Here is a 17,007-nt window from a genome sequence, read left to right as displayed (position 1 = left end):
ACGGCTGTGAGCGTTCAGCACTTGAACCTGAGGCCCGACCAAGGGATGCAGTTGATGCTCTGAGCGGATGGCGCTCAGGAAAGGAAAGGTGGCCATCGCGAGCAGGCTTGGCTCGCGATGGCAGCGGCAGCGTCAGCGACCGGCAACCGGCCGCCCGACACCACCGAGGTCAAGCCATCAAGCCGCAGCGGCTTCTTTCTTCAGGCTTGCCATGTCGATCACGAAGCGGTATTTCACGTCGCCCTTGACCATGCGCTCGTAGGACTCGTTGATGGTCTGGATGTCGATCATCTCGATGTCCGAGAGAATGCCGTGCTTGGCGCAGAAATCCAGCATGTCCTGGGTCTCCTGGATGCCGCCGATCAACGAGCCAGCCAGGCTGCGGCGCTTGAAGATCAGGTTGAACACGCCTGGCGAGGGGTGCGGGCTGTCTGGGGCGCCGACCAGGGTCATGGTGCCATCGCGCTTGAGCAGGTTGAGGAAAACATCCAGGTCGTGGGGCGCCGCCACGGTGTTGAGGATGAAGTCCAGGCTGTTGACCTGCTTGGCCATTTCATCCGGGTTTTTGGACACCACCACTTCGCTGGCGCCCAGGCGCAGGCCGTCTTCGCGCTTGTTCGGCGAGGTGGTGAACAGCACCACGTGGGCGCCCATGGCGTGGGCGATCTTCACCGCCATATGGCCGAGGCCACCCAGGCCGACCACGCCGACCTTCATGCCGGGGCCGACTTTCCAGTGGTGCAGGGGCGAATAGGTGGTGATGCCTGCGCACAGCAGCGGCGCCACGGCAGCCAGGTCAGCTTCGTCGTGGGAGATGTGCAGGACGAACTTTTCCTTGACCACGATGTTGTCCGAATAGCCGCCGTAGGTGTTTTCGCCTCCGAACACCGGGCCGTTGTAGGTGCCGGTGAAGCCGTTCTCGCAATACTGTTCTTCGCCCTCTGCGCACGATGCACAGTGCTGGCAGCTGTCGACCATGCAGCCGACACCGGCCAGGTCGCCGACCTTGAACTTGGTCACGGCAGAGCCTACGGCAGTCACGCGGCCGACGATTTCATGGCCAGGTACCGACGGGTAGAGGGTGTTGTGCCATTCGTTGCGGGCGGTGTGCAGGTCGGAGTGGCAGACGCCGCAGTAGAGGATATCGATCTGGACGTCATCGGCACCCGGCGCGCGACGTTCGAAGGTGAAGGGCTTGAGCGAATCCTTGGGATCCTTGGCAGCGTAGCTGTAAGTCTTGGCCATGGGTGTTGTCACCTTTTGATTGATGGAGCGAGAACTAGCAGACCAGCATAGCGACTGAACCGTTCCAGTAAATGAATAACCCATCAAGTTGCTTGATGTGATTCATGCATCGGATTGATGGAACAATCAGGCTAGCGCGCTGATCAGCCGGCCGAGCGTGGCCATCGCCTGTTCCGAATCCTTGTCCCAGGGTTTGCCGTAATTCAGGCGCACGCAGTGGCGAAAACGCCGGGTAGGAGAGAAGATCGGCCCCGGGGCGATGCTGATGCCCTGGGCCAGCGCCTGACGAAACAGTTCGAGCGAGTCCACGCCAGTGGGCAACTCCAGCCAGAGGAAATAGCCACCGGCAGGGCGGCTCACTCGGGTGTCGGCGGGCAGGTAACGCGCCACCGCTGCCAGCATCGCTCGTTGTTGCTGCTCCAGCGCCTGGCGCAGCTTGCGCAGGTGGCGGTCATAACCGCCGTGCTCGAGGTAGTCGGCGATCGCAGCCTGTGCCGGCATCGACGCGCAGAGCGAGGTCATCAATTTGAGGCGTTCGATTTTCTGCGCGTAGCGTCCAGCGGCCACCCAGCCAATGCGGTAGCCAGGTGCCAGGCTCTTGGCAAAGGAGCCGCAGTGCAGCACCAGGCCGTCCTGGTCGAAAGCTTTGCACGGCTTGGGTGCATGCTGGCCATAGTAGAGCTCGGCGTATACGTCATCCTCGATCAGCGGCACCTGATAACGCTCCAGCAGCGCGACCAGCGCCTGCTTGCGTGCCTCGGGCATGCTGGCGCCCATCGGATTCTGGAAGTTGCTCATGCTCCAGCAGGCCTTGATGGGCAGGCGCTGCAGGTGTTCGGCGAGCACTTGCAGGTCGATGCCGTCGCGCGGGTGCACGGGGATCTCCACCGCGCGCAGTTTCAGGCGCTCCAGCACCTGCAGGCAGGCATAAAAGGCCGGGGACTCGATCGCCACCAGGTCGCCCGGCTCCGTCACTGCCTGCAGGCACAAATTCAGGGCTTCCAGCGCGCCGTTGGTGATCAGCAATTCATCGGCCGTGACGGCCATGCCAGCCACCCGGTAGCGCAAGGCGATCTGCCGGCGCAGGTGCGGGTTGCCCGGTGACAGGTCGGTCACCACCAGGTTGGGGTCCATGCTGCGACTGGTGCTGGCCAGCGAACGCGCCAGGCGCTGCAGTGGAAACAGTGTCGGGCTGGGGAAGGCCGAACCAAACGCGACGGTTTGTGGGTTCTTGATTGAGCTGAGGATCGAGAACACCAGTTCGCTGACGTCCACCGGGGTGGTCTCGCCCGAGGCGGGGCTGACGCTGGGCTCGCCCAGGTGGCCGGTGAGCGAAGGATTGACGAAGTAGCCCGAGCGCGGCATCGCCCTGATCAGGCCCCGGCGCTCCAGCAAGTAATAGGCCTGGAACACCGTGGAGGGGCTGATCCCGTAGGACTGGCTGGCGTAGCGTACCGAGGGCACGCGGGCGTCGGCCGCCAGCACGCCGGTGCGGATCAGTTCGGCAATCTCGTCGGCGAATTTCTCGTAGCGTTTCATGGTGTCTGCGGCGCAGGGAGGGTCCCTACTATGCCAGCGGGCGCGGAAACAGAACAGGCGAGCGGTAACAGAAATATAACGTATCAGATTCAGGGTGACCCGCCTGGCGTCCGAGCGCACAGCGGCTAAGCTGCGCCCATGGCCGGGCCGAGTCACCTAGGGGAATCATACCTGGCGGGCGGGTACATCGGTCGGAGGGTCGCCTTCTGGCGGCTTGACCGGGACTGGCGGCACTTCGGTCGGGTCAATCACCGGAGGCGGAATCTCTGGGTCGTCGATGTTCGGATCCGGTGTTTCAGCGGGTATGGGCAATGTCATGGCACAGTCCTCGAAGATGGCGGTCGGGCGAGCATTCGTACATTCTGTTGACCCCGGTCAATGCCGTTCGATCCCCATGGCCTGATACGGCACTGGCGCGCGAATCCATCTGAACTTTCCCCTCGGCCCGGGCTTCGAACATAAGCAGTAATAACCCCACTGTTCTGCGCGAGTGCTCTCCGCGAGTTGCGCGCGAGGCCAGGCGGGCCGGTGTACAACCGACCTGAACCCGAACATGTGCGTCCATGGGGCGTAAAGGAGCAATGCTCGATGACTGCAGATCAACCTTTCGAAGCCGGCCAGAACGCCGATCAGCAGGCGACCCAGGGGCAGCCCCTGAGCCTCTCGCAGGCGCTGTTACTGCCGCGCATCGTGATCGAGTCGACCACCCCTGTGATCGAGGGTGGCCTGTTCGCGGTCAAGGCGGTGGTTGGCCAGACCCTGACCGTGGACAGCAAGGTCTACGCCGATGGTCATGACAAGCTGGCCGTCGTGCTGCGCTGGCGCGAAGTCAATGCAAGTGACTGGCACAGCGTCGGCATGCGCGACCTGGGCAACGACAGCTGGCAGGCGTCGCTGACCATTGATACGGTCGGCCGCCACGTGTTCGCCATCGAAGCCTGGATCGACCAGTTCGCCAGTTACCAATACGAGTTGGGCAAGAAATACGCTGCCGCCGTGCCCATCAAACTGGAGTTGGAAGAAGGCCGGCTGCATATTCTCAACAGTGCCGAGCGCAGCGATGACGCGCTGAAGGCGTCGCTGATGGCCCTCCATGACCGGCTTGCCGGCCTCGACAGCGAGGCTCAGGTCGAACTCTTGCTGCACAGTGAAACCGCCACCTTGATGGCGTCGGCCGATCACCGCGCGTTTCTCAGCAAAAGCGCCGAGTTTCCCGTCGAAGTGGAGCGCTCGCTAGCGCAATTCGCCAGTTGGTACGAGCTGTTCCCACGCTCGATCACCGATGACAAGTCGCGCCACGGCACTTTCAACGACGTGCATAACCGCCTGCCGATGATCCGCGACATGGGTTTTGATGTGCTGTATTTCCCGCCCATCCACCCCATCGGTCGCGCCCACCGCAAGGGCCCCAACAATTCCCTAACCGCCGGCCCGGATGATGTCGGCAGCCCCTATGCCATCGGGAGCGCCGACGGTGGCCATGACGCCATCCACCCGCAGCTAGGCAGCCGCGAAGACTTCCGTCGGCTGGTGGCCGCCGCCGCCGAGCATGGCCTGGAAATCGCCCTGGATTTCGCCATCCAGTGTTCTCAGGACCACCCTTGGCTGCAGCAGCATCCTGGCTGGTTCTCATGGCGCCCGGACGGCACCATCCGCTACGCGGAAAACCCGCCGAAAAAATACCAGGACATCGTCAACGTCGATTTCTATGCCGCCGACGCCGTGCCCGGCCTGTGGCTGGAGCTGCGCGACGTGATCCTCGGCTGGGTCGAGGAGGGCGTGAAGGTTTTCCGGGTCGACAACCCGCACACCAAGCCCTTGCCGTTCTGGCAGTGGCTGATCGAGGACGTGCGCAGCAAGGATCCGTCGGTGATGTTTCTCGCCGAGGCCTTCACCAAGCCGGCGATGATGGCGCGGCTGGGCAAGGTCGGTTATTCCCAGAGCTACACCTATTTCACCTGGCGCAACAGCAAAACCGAGTTGGCGACCTACCTTGGCGAGCTGAACTCGCCGCCGCTGTCGTGGTGCTACCGGCCCAACTTCTTCGTCAACACTCCGGACATCAACCCCTTCTTCCTGCACGACTCCGGGCGCGCGGGTTTCCTCATCCGCGCTGCGCTGGCGACCATGGGTTCGGGGCTGTGGGGCATGTACTCCGGTTTCGAACTGTGTGAATCCGCGCCCATCCCGGGCAAGGAAGAGTACCTGGACTCGGAGAAGTACGAGATCCGCCCGCGCGACTACACCCAGGCGGGCAACATCATTGCCGAAATCGCTCAGCTCAACCGCATCCGCCGGCAGAACCCGGCATTGCAGACGCATCTGGGGGTCGAGTTCTACCAGGCCTACAACGACAACATCCTGTACTTCGGCAAACGCACGGCCGATCGCCAGAATTTCATTCTGGTCGCCGTCAGCCTCGATCCGCACAACGCCCAGGAAGCCAACTTCGAACTGCCGTTGTGGGAGTTGGGGCTGGACGACAATGCGGCCTCCTATGGCGAAGACCTGATGACCGGCCATCGCTGGACCTGGTACGGCAAGACCCAATGGATGCGCATCGAGCCCTGGCGCACGCCGTTCGGGATCTGGCGATTCAGCAAGCCGGAGTAACCGCTGCGCAAATGCCACCGTCGCTCATGATTGACAGGGAATAACAATGGCGAAGAAACCCCGGTCCGCCGAATTCATCAAGGACCCGCTCTGGTACAAGGATGCGGTCATCTATCAGGTTCACGTGAAGTCCTATGCCGACTCCAACAATGACGGCATCGGTGACTTTCCGGGCCTGATCGGCAAGCTCGACTACATCGCCGAGCTGGGCGTCAACACCATCTGGCTGTTGCCGTTCTACCCCTCGCCACGGCGCGACGACGGCTACGACATCTCCGAATACAAAGCGGTGCACAGCGACTACGGGACCATGGCCGATGTGCGTCGCTTCATCGCCGAGGCCCATGCGCGCAACCTGCGGGTGATCACCGAACTGGTCATCAACCACACTTCCGACCAGCACCCCTGGTTCCAGCGCGCGCGCCGGGCCAAGCCTGGCTCGCGGGCTCGTGACTTCTACGTGTGGTCGGACACCGACAGCAAGTACGACGGCACGCGGATCATCTTTCTCGACACCGAGAAGTCCAACTGGACCTGGGACCCGGTGGCCGGCCAGTACTTCTGGCATCGATTCTATTCGCACCAGCCGGATCTCAACTTCGATAACCCGCAGGTCATGAAAGCGGTGCTCGGGGTGATGCGCTACTGGCTGGACATGGGCATCGACGGCCTGCGGCTGGATGCCATCCCCTACCTGATCGAGCGCGACGGCACCAACAACGAGAACCTGCCCGAGACTCACCAGGTGCTCAAACAGATTCGCGCCGAAATCGACGCCAATTATCCTGACCGCATGCTGCTGGCAGAGGCCAACCAATGGCCGGAGGACACTCAGCAGTACTTCGGCGACGTGCATGGCAAGGACGGCGACGAATGCCACATGGCTTTCCATTTCCCGTTGATGCCGCGCATGTACATGGCCGTGGCTCAGGAAGACCGCTTTCCGATCACCGATATTCTGCGCCAGACCCCGGAGATTCCGGCCAACTGCCAATGGGCGATATTTTTGCGCAACCACGACGAGCTGACCCTGGAAATGGTCACCGATCGCGAGCGCGACTATCTGTGGAACTACTACGCCGCCGATCGCCGCGCGCGGATCAACCTGGGCATCCGCCGGCGCCTGGCGCCGCTGCTCGAGCGTGATCGTCGGCGCATCGAACTGCTCAACAGTCTGCTGCTGTCCATGCCCGGCACGCCGACCATCTACTATGGCGACGAGATCGGCATGGGCGACAACATCTACCTGGGCGACCGCGATGGCGTGCGCACGCCGATGCAATGGTCCATCGACCGCAATGGCGGTTTCTCCCGCGCCGACCCGGCCAGCCTGGTCCTGCCGCCGATTCAGGACCCGCTTTACGGGTACCTGTCGGTCAATGTCGAGACCCAGGCCAGCGACGCCCACTCGTTGCTTAACTGGCACCGGCGCATGCTCGGTGTGCGCAAGCAGCAAAAGGCGTTCGGCCGCGGAACGCTGAAGATGCTGACCCCGACCAACCGCCGCATCCTGGCCTACATACGCGAGTACACGGCGCCGGATGGCAAGTCGGAAATCATCCTGTGCGTGGCCAACGTCTCGCGCGCGGCCCAGGCGGCCGAGCTGGAATTGTCGCAGTACGCGGGTATGGTGCCAGTGGAGATGCTCGGCGGCAGCGCGTTCCCGCCGATCGGGCAGTTGAACTTCCTGCTCACCCTGCCACCTTATGGGTTCTATTGGTTCTTGCTCGCCCCGGAGGCGCAAATGCCCAGTTGGCACGTCGAACCGGCGCAAAGTCTGCCGGACTTCACCACCCTTGTGCTGAAAAAGCGCATGGAAGAGTTGCTCGACCAGCCGTCCCGTACGGCCCTGGAAGACAACGCCTTGCCGCAGTACCTGCCCAAGCGCCGCTGGTTCGGCGGCAAGGATGCAGGGGTTGCCCAGGTGCGCATCGCTTACGGCGTGCGTTTCGGCAAGCCGACCAGCCCGGTGCTGTTCAGCGAGATCGAAGTCACTGGCGGCGACAACTCGGTCAGCCGCTATCAGTTTCCGTTCGGCTTCCTCGGTGAAGAGCACTTCAGCAGTGCCTTGCCGCAGCAGCTGGCGTTGTCACGGGTGCGTCGCGGTCGCCAGGTTGGCCTGATCACCGACGCGTTCGTCCTCGAGACGTTCATCCACGCGGTCGTCGCGGCTGTGCAGGGCAATCTGAAGCTGGCCACCGGCGACGGCGAGATCCGTTTCGAACCGACCGCGCAGCTCGCCAGGCTTGGCCTGAACGACGAATCGCCGATCCGCTACCTGGCCGCCGAGCAGTCCAACAGCTCGGTGGTGGTCGGTGGCGCCATGGTTCTCAAGATGATTCGCCGGGTCAACCCCGGCATCCACCCCGAGCTTGAGATGGGTGCCTACCTGACCAACGCCGGCTACGCCAATATTTCGCCTCTGTCGGGCTCGGTGAGCCGGGTGGGCGCTGATGGCACGCCGAACCTGCTGATGATCGCCCAAGGTTTCCTGGCCAACCAGGGTGATGCCTGGGAGTGGACCCAGAACAACCTTGATCGGGCCATCCGCGACGAGATGGACACTGCCCGTTCAGAGCAGCAACAGCATTACAACGCCTTGGGCGAGCTGGCCGATTTCGCCGGCCTGCTGGGCCAGCGCCTGGGCGAAATGCACCAGGTGCTGGGGGCGCCGACCGATGACCCGGCGTTTCGCTCGCGGCCCAGCGCCCAGCAGGACGCCGAGCTCTGGCAGCAGAGCATCACCACTCAGGTCGAGCGCGCTTTGCAGCTGCTTGAGCAGCGCAAGCCTGACCTGGACGAAGAGTCGCGCACCCTGGTGGATAAACTGCTCGGCCAGCGCCAGGGCCTTCTCGCGCATGTCGAGCAGCTGTGCCAGCAAGCGGTGGGCGGCCTGATCATGCGGGTGCACGGCGACCTGCACCTGGGGCAGATCCTGGTGGTGCAGGGCGACGCCTACCTGATCGACTTCGAAGGCGAACCGGCACGGCCGCTGGAAGAGCGCCGCGGCATGTACAGCCCGTACAAGGATGTCAGCGGTGTGCTGCGCTCCTTCGACTACGCCGCGGCCATGGCGGTGCGCAACGCGCAGAGCGTCGACGTCTCGGAGCAGGCTGCGCAGGCCCGTGAGCGTGTTGCCGAGCGCTATTTGAAAGAGGCCAGACAGGCCTTCATCGAGGCCTATGGTCTGGCCACCGCCAGCTTGCCGCACGCCTGGCAACATGCCGACGGCGAGCGCGCAGCGCTGGAATTGTTCAGCCTGGAAAAGGCTGCCTATGAAATAGCTTACGAAGCCGAGAATCGTCCGAGCTGGCTGGCCGTGCCTTTGCATGGCTTGTTCGGGCTGCTAAGCACAAGGGGAGAGTCGTAATGAGTGCGCAAAAAGAACAAGGACCAGGCCAGGGCGGCGCGCTGCCGAGCCAAGCCGACATCGAAGCGCTGATCCGCGCCGAGCACCACGACCCGTTTTCGATCCTCGGCCCGCACCACGATGGCGCGCAGGGGCAATATATTCGCGCCTACCTGCCCAATGCGTTGAGTGTCCAAGTGTTGGCCCGGGACTCCGGTGAAGCCCTGGGTCAACTGGAGCTCAGCACCACACCGGGATTTTTCGTCGGCCACTTCGACCAGCGCCAACCCTACCTGCTGAAGGTTCAGTGGGCAGGCGGTGAGCAGGTCAGCGAAGACCCCTACAGCTATGGTGAATTGCTCGGCGAGATGGACCTCTATCTGTTCGCCGAAGGCAACCATCGCGATCTCGGCCATGCCCTGGGCGCGCAGTTCGTGCAGGTCGATGGCGTCGAGGGCGTGCGGTTCGCCGTCTGGGCGCCGAACGCCCGGCGCGTCTCGGTGGTCGGTGACTTCAACGTCTGGGATGGCCGTCGCCACCCGATGCGCCTTCGTCACCCCAGCGGGGTCTGGGAGATTTTCATCCCGCGCCTGCAGCCTGGCGAGTCGTACAAGTACGAAGTGCTGGCGCACAGCGGCATTCTGCCGCTCAAGGCCGACCCAGTAGCGCTGCAGACCGAACTGCCGCCGGCAACCGGTTCGCGGGTGGCCAAGCCGTTGCAGTTCAACTGGGACGACCAGGAGTGGCTCGACAAGCGCCCCGAGCGCCACAGCGTCCATGCCCCCCTGTCCATCTACGAGCTGCATGCCGGCTCGTGGATGTGCGAGTTGGACGAGGCGGGCGAAGTGGTGCGTTCCTATAACTGGCACGAGCTGGCCGAACGGCTGATCCCCTACGTGCAGCAGACCGGCTTTACCCACATCGAGTTGATGCCGATCATGGAGCACCCGTTCGGCGGCTCCTGGGGCTACCAACCGCTGTCGCAGTTCGCTCCGTCGGCGCGCTATGGCACTCCGGAAGACTTCGCCGAATTCGTCAATGCCTGCCACAAGGCCGGCATCGGCATCATCCTCGACTGGGTGCCGGCGCATTTTCCCACCGACACTCACGGCCTGGCCCGTTTCGACGGTACCGCCCTGTACGAGTACGACAACCCGCTGGAAGGTTTCCACCAGGATTGGGACACACTGATCTACAATCTGGGCCGCACCGAGGTGCATGGCTTCATGATTGCCTCGGCGGTGCACTGGTTGAAGAACTACCATATCGATGGGCTGCGCGTGGACGCCGTGGCGTCGATGCTCTACCGCGACTATTCGCGCAAGGCCGGCGAGTGGATCCCCAACAAGTACGGCGGTCGCGAGAATATCGAGGCCATCGAGTTTCTCCGTCACCTCAACGACGTGGTGGCCATCGAGGCACCCGGTGCCCTGGTGATCGCCGAGGAGTCCACGGCCTGGCCGGGGGTCAGCCAGCCAACCCAGCAGGGTGGCCTGGGGTTCGACTACAAATGGAACATGGGCTGGATGCATGACACGCTGCACTACATGCAGAACGACCCGATTCATCGCGCGCACCATCACAGCGAGCTGAGCTTCGGCTTGATGTACGCGTTTTCCGAGCGCTTCGTACTGCCGATCTCCCACGATGAAGTGGTGCATGGCAAGCATTCGCTGATCGACAAGATGCCCGGTGATCGCTGGCAGAAGTTTGCCAACCTGCGCGCCTACCTGACGTTCATGTGGACGCACCCGGGCAAGAAGCTGTTGTTCATGGGCTGTGAATTTGGCCAATGGCGCGAATGGAACCATGACCACCAGCTGGACTGGTACCTTACCCAGTATTCCGAGCACTTGGGTGTCCAGAAGCTGGTAGGCGACCTCAACCGCCTGTACCGCAGCGAGCCCGCGTTGCACGATCAGGATTGCCAACCCCAAGGCTTCCAGTGGCTGATTGGTGACGATGCCGCCAACAGCGTGTTCGCCTGGTTGCGCTGGAGTCGCGAGGGCGAGCCGGTGCTGGTGGTAGGTAACTTCACCCCGGTACCGCGCGAAAACTACCGGGTGGGCGTGCCGTTCGCCGAACGCTGGAGCGAGGTGCTCAACAGTGACGCCGACCTGTATGCCGGCTCCAACTTCGGCAACGGCGGCGCGGTGGAGACCGAGCATGTTCCCAGCCATGGCCAACCCTTGTCGTTGAGCCTTAACTTGCCTCCCCTCGGCGTGCTGATTCTCAAGCCGCAGTCCTGACCTTCCCCTTGGGGCGTCCTGGCAAATGTGTTACCGCATTTGCCAAGGCGCTTCTTCCGCGTCATTTAAGCGCATAATTCCACCCGATCTAGCGTATGGATACGCACACACTGGGAGGGAAGCCATGTCGCAAGAGAGCCTGGAAAGCCTCGAACTCAGTCAACGGGTACTGGCCAACCGCAAGACGCAAATCGAATCGGACAAGCTGCAGGAGGAGATAAAAAAACTCCGGCGCGAGGGCAAACTCTATCCCGTCGTTGTGATGGCCGGGCTTCTCACTGCCATTGTGGCACTGTTCAAATTGTTGCTGTCGTGAACGCCTGGGAGGCGCCATGAACGATCAAACCTCGAATGGCAAAATTGATATGGATGAGGTCTGCCGCCGAGCGCTCGAATCCGATTTGCGATACCTGCAAGAGCTGGATGAGCGTGCTTCGCGCAAACCCACCTGGGCTGAAAGGATTGGTCTATGGGAGATGGGTCTGCCCGCTGTGATCATCTTGACCTTGTACGGCATGTTGTTCTATTTCCAGGGCAAGTAGCCGCAGAGTCGGCTACAGGTGCACTTCAACCGCCAGCGGCAAATGATCGGACAGATGACTCCAGGGCTTGTTGCCCAGAATCCTCGGCTCATGGCTGGTCGCATTGCGCAGGTAGATCCGATCCAGGCGCAATAGCGGAAACCGTGCAGGGTAGGTCTTGGCCAACTTGCCATGGTGGCGCTCGAACGCTTCATGCAGGTCCTTGCCTTGGCTCAGCGTTGAATTCCCTCGCAATTTCCAGTCGTTGAAATCCCCGGCGATGATGACCGGCGCGTCGGGCGGCAGCGAGTCGAGCAACTGGCGCATCAGCACCAGCTGCTGCTGACGATGACTTTCCAGCAACGAGAGGTGCACGCAAATGGCGTGCACCTCGTCGTGCCCTGGCACCTGCAGTACGCAGTGCAGCAACCCTCGACGCTCGGGGCCAGTGATGGAAACGTCGAGATTGCGATGGCGCAGGATCGGGTACTTGGAGAGCAGGGCGTTGCCATGATGGCCGTCGGGGTAGACCGCGTTGCGCCCGTAAGCGAAGTCGCTCCACATGGTATCGGCGAGAAACTCGTACTGCGACATTTGTGGCCAGTTGCTGAAGCGCGAGGCATGGCCGTCGTGGCCACCGAGCACTTCCTGGAGGAACACCAGGTCGGCGCTGGTGCTGCGCACCGCCTCGCGCAGCTCCGGCAGAATGAACCGCCGGTTGAAGGTGGTGAAACCCTTATGGGTATTGACCGTCAGCACCCGCAGGCGATGTACGGGGCGAGCATCCACGGGCAGCGGCGGCGTTTCGGTTTCGGCGTCCACAAGAGCGTCCTGTCGCGAGGGTCCTGTCTATTGGGACTGGATCCCCGCGCCGGAGTTCGGCCGCACCTCTCTAGGCCAGGCCTTCGTGCTGGGCAACCGACAGTGGGTCGCGGCTGAACAGGTCGAGCAGGAAGTCGGGTTCCTCGTGCTGCAGCAGGTGGGTCATGGGCAGTTTGTGCCGCAAACGCCGATGCACCTGCTCGGCATCCAGCTCGCAACCCTCGATCGGCGCGCGCCAGTGACAGGCCAGCAATTGGCCGTCAGCGCTCAACGAGGCGAGGGCGCGCTCGATCAGTTCATCCAGCGCAGCGCTGTCCAGGTAGTAGCACAATTCGTTGAGGACGATCAGATCGAAGGTTCCCGCCGGCCATTGCTGCGGCTGGCGTCCATGCTCGACGCGAACATGGGGCTGGCCCTGCAGTCGTTGGCGTGTGAGCGCCACGGCAGCGGCCGCGGTATCGCTGCACAGCAGCGCCGCGCAACGGCCGGCGAGCTCGGCGCTGGTCTCGCCGTTGGCACAGCCTGGCTCGAATACCGAGCGATACTGCCGACGGGGCAGGCAGGCCATCAACAGGGCGCGCTTGCGTTGCTCATACCAGCGATCACGCATCGCCCAAGGGTCGTCGTTGCCCTTGAACAGGCTGTCGAAGTAGGTGTCTTCAACGCTCATAGAAACACCACTTCGAAGGGCCGCAGCAGGCGGTCGAGCACGTAGGGGGCGAGTACCGGCGGCAGGCCGATGGCGGGGTCACCCTGCAGTTGGCTAGCGAAGGCATGGGCAGCGTGGCGTTTGCGCGCCACCATCTGCGGGCTGAGGTGAAGCTTGCGGGCGCGGTACCAGGGCACTTGGCTGTCTTCGGGGCTAGCCCAATGCCAGGTCCAGATCGGCAGCTCGTGAAAGGTGCAGCCGCAGGCCTGTGCGGCCTGGTGGCTGGCGCGGCCTACCGCTTCGTGGTCGGTGTGCCCGTCTTCGCGCCAAGTGCTGAAGACCACGTCATCGGCGCGCAGGTAGCGTTCGAGAAACTCACGCAGCTCGGCTTCCTGCCCGGCGACGCCGCTGTCAGCGAAGCCGCCGCGTAGCCACTGCAGGCTGTGCAGGGGCAGACCCAGGCGGTGCAAGGCCTGAGCGCTCTCCTGCGGGCGGACCACGCTCAGGCGCTGGCTGGGCCAGAGTGCGGAGCCTGGGTGGCTGGCGCTGCCGTCGGTGACCGAAATGATCAGGATCGAGCGACCCAGTTCGGCCAATTGCTGCAGCAGTCCGCCGCAGCCGAGCACCTCGTCATCGGGGTGTGGTGCGACGATCACGGCGCGTTTGCCAACCGGCACCAGCTCGGCGGCGCTGATGGCCGGCAGCTCGGCCAGATGGTGGGAAGCGTTCCAGGCCTGCAGCGAGGTGCCGCTGCCGACTATTGGGTTGGACCTCATAATGGCCATGTCCTTGACTGGGGCGTATGGAGCATCTGACCGAGCGCGGCAAGGTCGCGTTCGGCGTGGCTCTGACGCAGGTAGACCGGCAGATCCGCCATCAGGCGGGCGAAATGCAGGTCATGACAATAGGGGCCGGCGCCCAGGGCGCGGCCGGTGTGGTGAAGCACTTGTTCGCAGCTGTGTTCAATCACGGCCCGTGCTCTGCGCGCCAGCAGCTGGCAGTCGGCGGTGGGCAGCCGGTCGAGTTGCTCGGCAGCCTGGCGCAGCGTGCTCGCGGCGCCATGCAGTGCCGCATCCACGGCGCCCAGGTGGGCCAGTGCCTGCGGCTCGCCTCGCGTGCCGCAGTGCTGCAGCAATGCCTCGCCCAAGGCCCGCGCGGCACCGAACCAGCAGGCGGCGATGCCGATGCCGCCCTGCCAGAAGCCCGGCCGGGAAAGGTAGTCCCCCGGGCCGCCAATGGCATCGGCCGGGGTCTGGTCGAACACCACCGTCAGGCTTTGGGTAGCAGCCATGCCGACGGCGTGCCAGCCTTCGTCGACCACCTGCACCGAGGGCTGCTGCAGTTGCACGGCGACCAGTTGTTGGCGACCCTCGGCGTCCCAGGCAGTCACCAGGCCGTTGTCGACCACTCGAGCCCCCGAGCACCAGGCCTTGCGCCCGGCGAGCACCACACGCCCGCCGTCGTTGCGCACCTCCAGGCGTGCGCTCGGCGGTTCCGAGGCCCAGATGCCCCAGAGGCTGGTGGCGTCCAGTTGCGGGTGGCCAAGTTCCTCCATGATCGCCAGCGCATCGGTGTGGCCCTCATAAAGCTTGCACAGCCCCAGGTCATGCCCGGCCACTTCGGCCAGGGCCTGAAAACGAGCCAGGGTCTGACCGCTGCCGGGCACGGGCAGGCGGTCAAGGCCCGCCTGCTGCAATTGGCGCAGACGCTGCCCCAGGGCCTGGCTGTCCGGGTAGCCAGCGAAGGGGCCGCTCAGGGCTTGGGCAAGTGCCGTGCTCATTGTTCTGTTTCCCGATGGAGTTCGAACAGCAGCAGCGATCGGCCGGTCACCGCAAAGGTGCTACCGAAGTCCAGGCGCTCATGGCCATTGAGCTCGGGGCGATGGGTGTCCACCAGGCAATCCCAGTATTGGCCCTCGGGCACTTCGGGCAGGACGAAGTTGACGACGTCGTAGTGTGCATTGACGATGATCAGCAACGTGGCGTCGGCGCCCGGACGGCGGATGCCGCTCGGCTGGGCGCGGCCATCCAGGAGCATGCCCAGGCAGCGACCGTGGCCTTCTTCCCATTGTTCGTCGGACATCTCGTTGGCGTCGGCATCCAGCCAGGTCACGTCCTTGACGCCGATGGCCTCGTTGTATTCGCCGACCAGAAAGCGGTTGCGGCGCAGGATCGGGTAGGCGTGGCGCAGCTTGATCAGGCGCTTGACGAATTTCAACAGTCCGGCACCGTCCTCGTCCAGGGCCCAGTTGACCCAGCCGATTTCGCTGTCCTGGCAGTATGCGTTGTTGTTGCCATTCTGGGTGCGGGCGAACTCGTCGCCGGCGACGATCATGGGCGTGCCTTGAGAGAACAGCAGCGTGGCGAAGAAATTGCGCATCTGGCGCAGGCGCAGCGCGTTGATCTGCGGATCATCGGTCGGCCCTTCGACGCCATGGTTCCAGGACACGTTGTTGTTGGTGCCGTCCTGATTGTTCTCGTCATTCTCTTCGTTGTGCTTGTCGTTGTAGGACACCAGGTCACGCAGCGTGAAGCCATCGTGGGCGGTGACGAAATTGACCGATGAGTAGGGCCTGCGCCCCCGTTGGTCGAACATCTCGCCGGAACCGGTCATGCGGCCGGCAAAGTCGGCCAGCTGGCCGTCGTCGCCTTTCCAGAAGGCCCGTACAGTGTCGCGGAAACGATCGTTCCACTCGGCCCAGCCTGGGGCGAAGCCGCCGACCTGGTAGCCGCCCGGTCCGCAGTCCCAAGGCTCGGCGATCAATTTCACCGAGCGCAGCACCGGGTCTTGGCGGCAGGCGACGAGAAAGCTGTGGCGCTCCGAGAAGCCGTCGTGATAGCGGCCCAGGATGGTCGCCAGGTCGAACCGAAAGCCGTCCACGTGCATCTCCGTGGCCCAGTAGCGCAGGGAGTCGGTGACCATCTGCAGCACGCAGGGATGGCTCAGGTCCAGCGTGTTGCCAGTGCCTGAGTCATTGATGTAGAAGCGTTTGTTGTCAGGCATCAGCCGGTAGTAGGAGGCGTTGTCGATGCCGCGCATGGACAGGGTGGGGCCCTGTTCGTTGCCTTCGGCGGTGTGGTTGTAGACCACGTCGAGGATCACCTCCAGGCCGGCATCGTGCAGGTGCGCGACCATTTCCTTGAATTCGGCGATCTTGCCGCTGGCCAGGTAACGGGCATGCGGCGCGAAGAAGGCGATGCTGTTGTAGCCCCAGTAGTTGTTCAGGCCTTTCTGTAACAGGTGCTGGTCGTTGACAAAGCCATGGATGGGCAGAAGCTCGACCGAGGTGACGCCCAGCTTTTTGATGTGCTCGACCACCTCGGGCACCGCAAGGCCCGCAAAGGTGCCGCGCACCGCTTCCGGGACGGCCGGATGGCGCATGCTGAACCCGCGCACATGGGTTTCATAGAGGATGGTTTTGTCCCATGGCACGTTGACCCGCTCGTCGCGGCCCCAGGTATAGGCCGGGTCGATCACCTTGCTCTTGGGCACGAACGGTGCGCTGTCGCGTTCATCGAAGCTCAAGTCGCCGTCGGGGTGGCCAATGGTGTAGCCGAACAGCGCCTCGGACCATTTCAAGGTGCCCACCAGTTGCTTGGCGTAGGGATCGATCAACAGCTTGTTGTGGTTGAACCGGTGGCCGTTTTCCGGATCGTACGGCCCGTACACCCGGTAGCCGTAGATCAGTCCGGGGTGCGCGTCGGGCAGGTAGCCATGGTAGATCTCGTCGGTGTACTCGGGCAGTTCGATACGTTCAAGCTCGGTCTCGCCGGTCGAGTCGAAGATGCACAGCTCGACTTTGGTGGCATTGGCTGAGAACAGCGCGAAATTCACTCCCAGGCCGTCCCAGCTGGCGCCGAGCGGGAAGGGCAAACCCTCGCGAATACGCGAGGGCTCGCCAACGGGAGGTTGCTGTTGTTTCTTTTGCCGGGCCATATTCGATCCTTGTTTACCGGGTTCTACGGAGTGAGCGGGGAATTGCGCGGCAGGGGTGACGTGAAACGGCGCCGAAGGCGACGG

Annotated in this window: 12 protein-coding genes; 5 read left to right on the top strand and 7 right to left on the bottom strand. The window is 63.3% G+C overall.

Annotated features, from left to right (window positions below; translation table 11 throughout):
• Positions 1-177: 177 nt before the first annotated feature.
• A complete protein-coding gene (locus SFA35_RS15230; protein ID WP_320571373.1) occupies positions 178-1,245 on the bottom strand; it encodes an NAD(P)-dependent alcohol dehydrogenase in 1,068 nt (355 codons plus the stop codon).
• 126 nt (positions 1,246-1,371) lie between these two features.
• Positions 1,372-2,784, bottom strand: a complete 1,413-nt coding sequence (gene mapR, locus SFA35_RS15225; protein WP_320571372.1) for a GntR family transcriptional regulator MpaR — start codon at positions 2,782-2,784, stop codon at positions 1,372-1,374.
• A gap of 588 nt (positions 2,785-3,372) precedes the next feature.
• Between mapR and SFA35_RS15220 the strand changes: the two genes are divergently transcribed.
• The 5 genes from SFA35_RS15220 (at position 3,373) to SFA35_RS15200 (ending at position 11,537) form a co-directional block, all read left to right on the top strand.
• Entirely contained in the window at positions 3,373-5,397 is a 2,025-nt protein-coding gene (locus SFA35_RS15220; protein ID WP_320571371.1) for an alpha-1,4-glucan--maltose-1-phosphate maltosyltransferase, read from the top strand.
• Positions 5,398-5,443: 46 nt separating this feature from the next.
• Complete coding sequence (treS, locus tag SFA35_RS15215) at positions 5,444-8,767, top strand: maltose alpha-D-glucosyltransferase (RefSeq protein ID WP_320571370.1); 3,324 nt, start codon at positions 5,444-5,446, stop codon at positions 8,765-8,767.
• Positions 8,767-10,995, top strand: a complete 2,229-nt coding sequence (glgB, locus tag SFA35_RS15210) for a 1,4-alpha-glucan branching protein GlgB (protein WP_320571369.1) — start codon at positions 8,767-8,769, stop codon at positions 10,993-10,995. The genes treS and glgB overlap by 1 nt, the downstream gene beginning before the upstream one ends.
• A 124-nt stretch (positions 10,996-11,119) precedes the next feature.
• Positions 11,120-11,311: a hypothetical protein gene (locus SFA35_RS15205; RefSeq protein WP_320571368.1), complete on the top strand. Its 192-nt coding sequence runs from the start codon at positions 11,120-11,122 to the stop codon at positions 11,309-11,311.
• A 16-nt stretch (positions 11,312-11,327) separates the two neighbouring features.
• Complete coding sequence (locus tag SFA35_RS15200; RefSeq protein WP_320571367.1) at positions 11,328-11,537, top strand: hypothetical protein; 210 nt, start codon at positions 11,328-11,330, stop codon at positions 11,535-11,537.
• A gap of 12 nt (positions 11,538-11,549) precedes the next feature.
• Here SFA35_RS15200 and SFA35_RS15195 read toward each other — a convergent pair whose 3' ends face one another.
• The 5 genes from SFA35_RS15195 to glgX all read right to left on the bottom strand — a co-directional run bounded on the left by SFA35_RS15195 (position 11,550) and on the right by glgX (position 16,923).
• A complete protein-coding gene (locus SFA35_RS15195; protein ID WP_320571366.1) occupies positions 11,550-12,338 on the bottom strand; it encodes an endonuclease/exonuclease/phosphatase family protein in 789 nt (262 codons plus the stop codon).
• Positions 12,339-12,408: 70 nt separating this feature from the next.
• Positions 12,409-13,008, bottom strand: a complete 600-nt coding sequence (locus SFA35_RS15190) for a class I SAM-dependent methyltransferase (protein ID WP_320571365.1) — start codon at positions 13,006-13,008, stop codon at positions 12,409-12,411.
• On the bottom strand, positions 13,005-13,763 hold the full coding sequence (locus tag SFA35_RS15185; RefSeq protein ID WP_320571364.1) for a PIG-L family deacetylase: 759 nt from the start codon (positions 13,761-13,763) through the stop codon (positions 13,005-13,007). Before SFA35_RS15185 ends, SFA35_RS15190 begins: the two co-directional genes overlap by 4 nt.
• Complete coding sequence (locus tag SFA35_RS15180; protein WP_320571363.1) at positions 13,760-14,767, bottom strand: acyl-CoA dehydrogenase; 1,008 nt, start codon at positions 14,765-14,767, stop codon at positions 13,760-13,762. The genes SFA35_RS15185 and SFA35_RS15180 overlap by 4 nt, the downstream gene beginning before the upstream one ends.
• Positions 14,764-16,923, bottom strand: a complete 2,160-nt coding sequence (gene glgX, locus SFA35_RS15175) for a glycogen debranching protein GlgX (protein ID WP_320571362.1) — start codon at positions 16,921-16,923, stop codon at positions 14,764-14,766. Before glgX ends, SFA35_RS15180 begins: the two co-directional genes overlap by 4 nt.
• Positions 16,924-17,007 lie beyond the last annotated feature (84 nt).

Origin of the sequence: Pseudomonas sp. HR96 (assembly GCF_034059295.1) — a bacterium.
Taxonomy (GTDB): Bacteria; Pseudomonadota; Gammaproteobacteria; order Pseudomonadales; family Pseudomonadaceae; genus Aquipseudomonas.
This window is presented reverse-complemented; position numbering and strand designations above follow the sequence as displayed.

Bases quoted from the DNA above. Each gene is read 5' to 3' on its own strand.
- treS (WP_320571370.1), top strand. From the start codon at position 5,444: ATGGCGAAGAAACCCCGGTCCGCCGAATTCATCAAGGACCCGCTCTGG.
- SFA35_RS15220 (WP_320571371.1), top strand. From the start codon at position 3,373: ATGACTGCAGATCAACCTTTCGAAGCCGGCCAGAACGCCGATCAGCAG.
- SFA35_RS15190 (WP_320571365.1), bottom strand. From the start codon at position 13,008: ATGAGCGTTGAAGACACCTACTTCGACAGCCTGTTCAAGGGCAACGAC.
- SFA35_RS15230 (WP_320571373.1), bottom strand. From the start codon at position 1,245: ATGGCCAAGACTTACAGCTACGCTGCCAAGGATCCCAAGGATTCGCTC.
- mapR (WP_320571372.1), bottom strand. From the start codon at position 2,784: ATGAAACGCTACGAGAAATTCGCCGACGAGATTGCCGAACTGATCCGC.
- glgB (WP_320571369.1), top strand. From the start codon at position 8,767: ATGAGTGCGCAAAAAGAACAAGGACCAGGCCAGGGCGGCGCGCTGCCG.
- SFA35_RS15185 (WP_320571364.1), bottom strand. From the start codon at position 13,763: ATGAGGTCCAACCCAATAGTCGGCAGCGGCACCTCGCTGCAGGCCTGG.
- glgX (WP_320571362.1), bottom strand. From the start codon at position 16,923: ATGGCCCGGCAAAAGAAACAACAGCAACCTCCCGTTGGCGAGCCCTCG.
- SFA35_RS15205 (WP_320571368.1), top strand. From the start codon at position 11,120: ATGTCGCAAGAGAGCCTGGAAAGCCTCGAACTCAGTCAACGGGTACTG.
- SFA35_RS15180 (WP_320571363.1), bottom strand. From the start codon at position 14,767: ATGAGCACGGCACTTGCCCAAGCCCTGAGCGGCCCCTTCGCTGGCTAC.
- SFA35_RS15200 (WP_320571367.1), top strand. From the start codon at position 11,328: ATGAACGATCAAACCTCGAATGGCAAAATTGATATGGATGAGGTCTGC.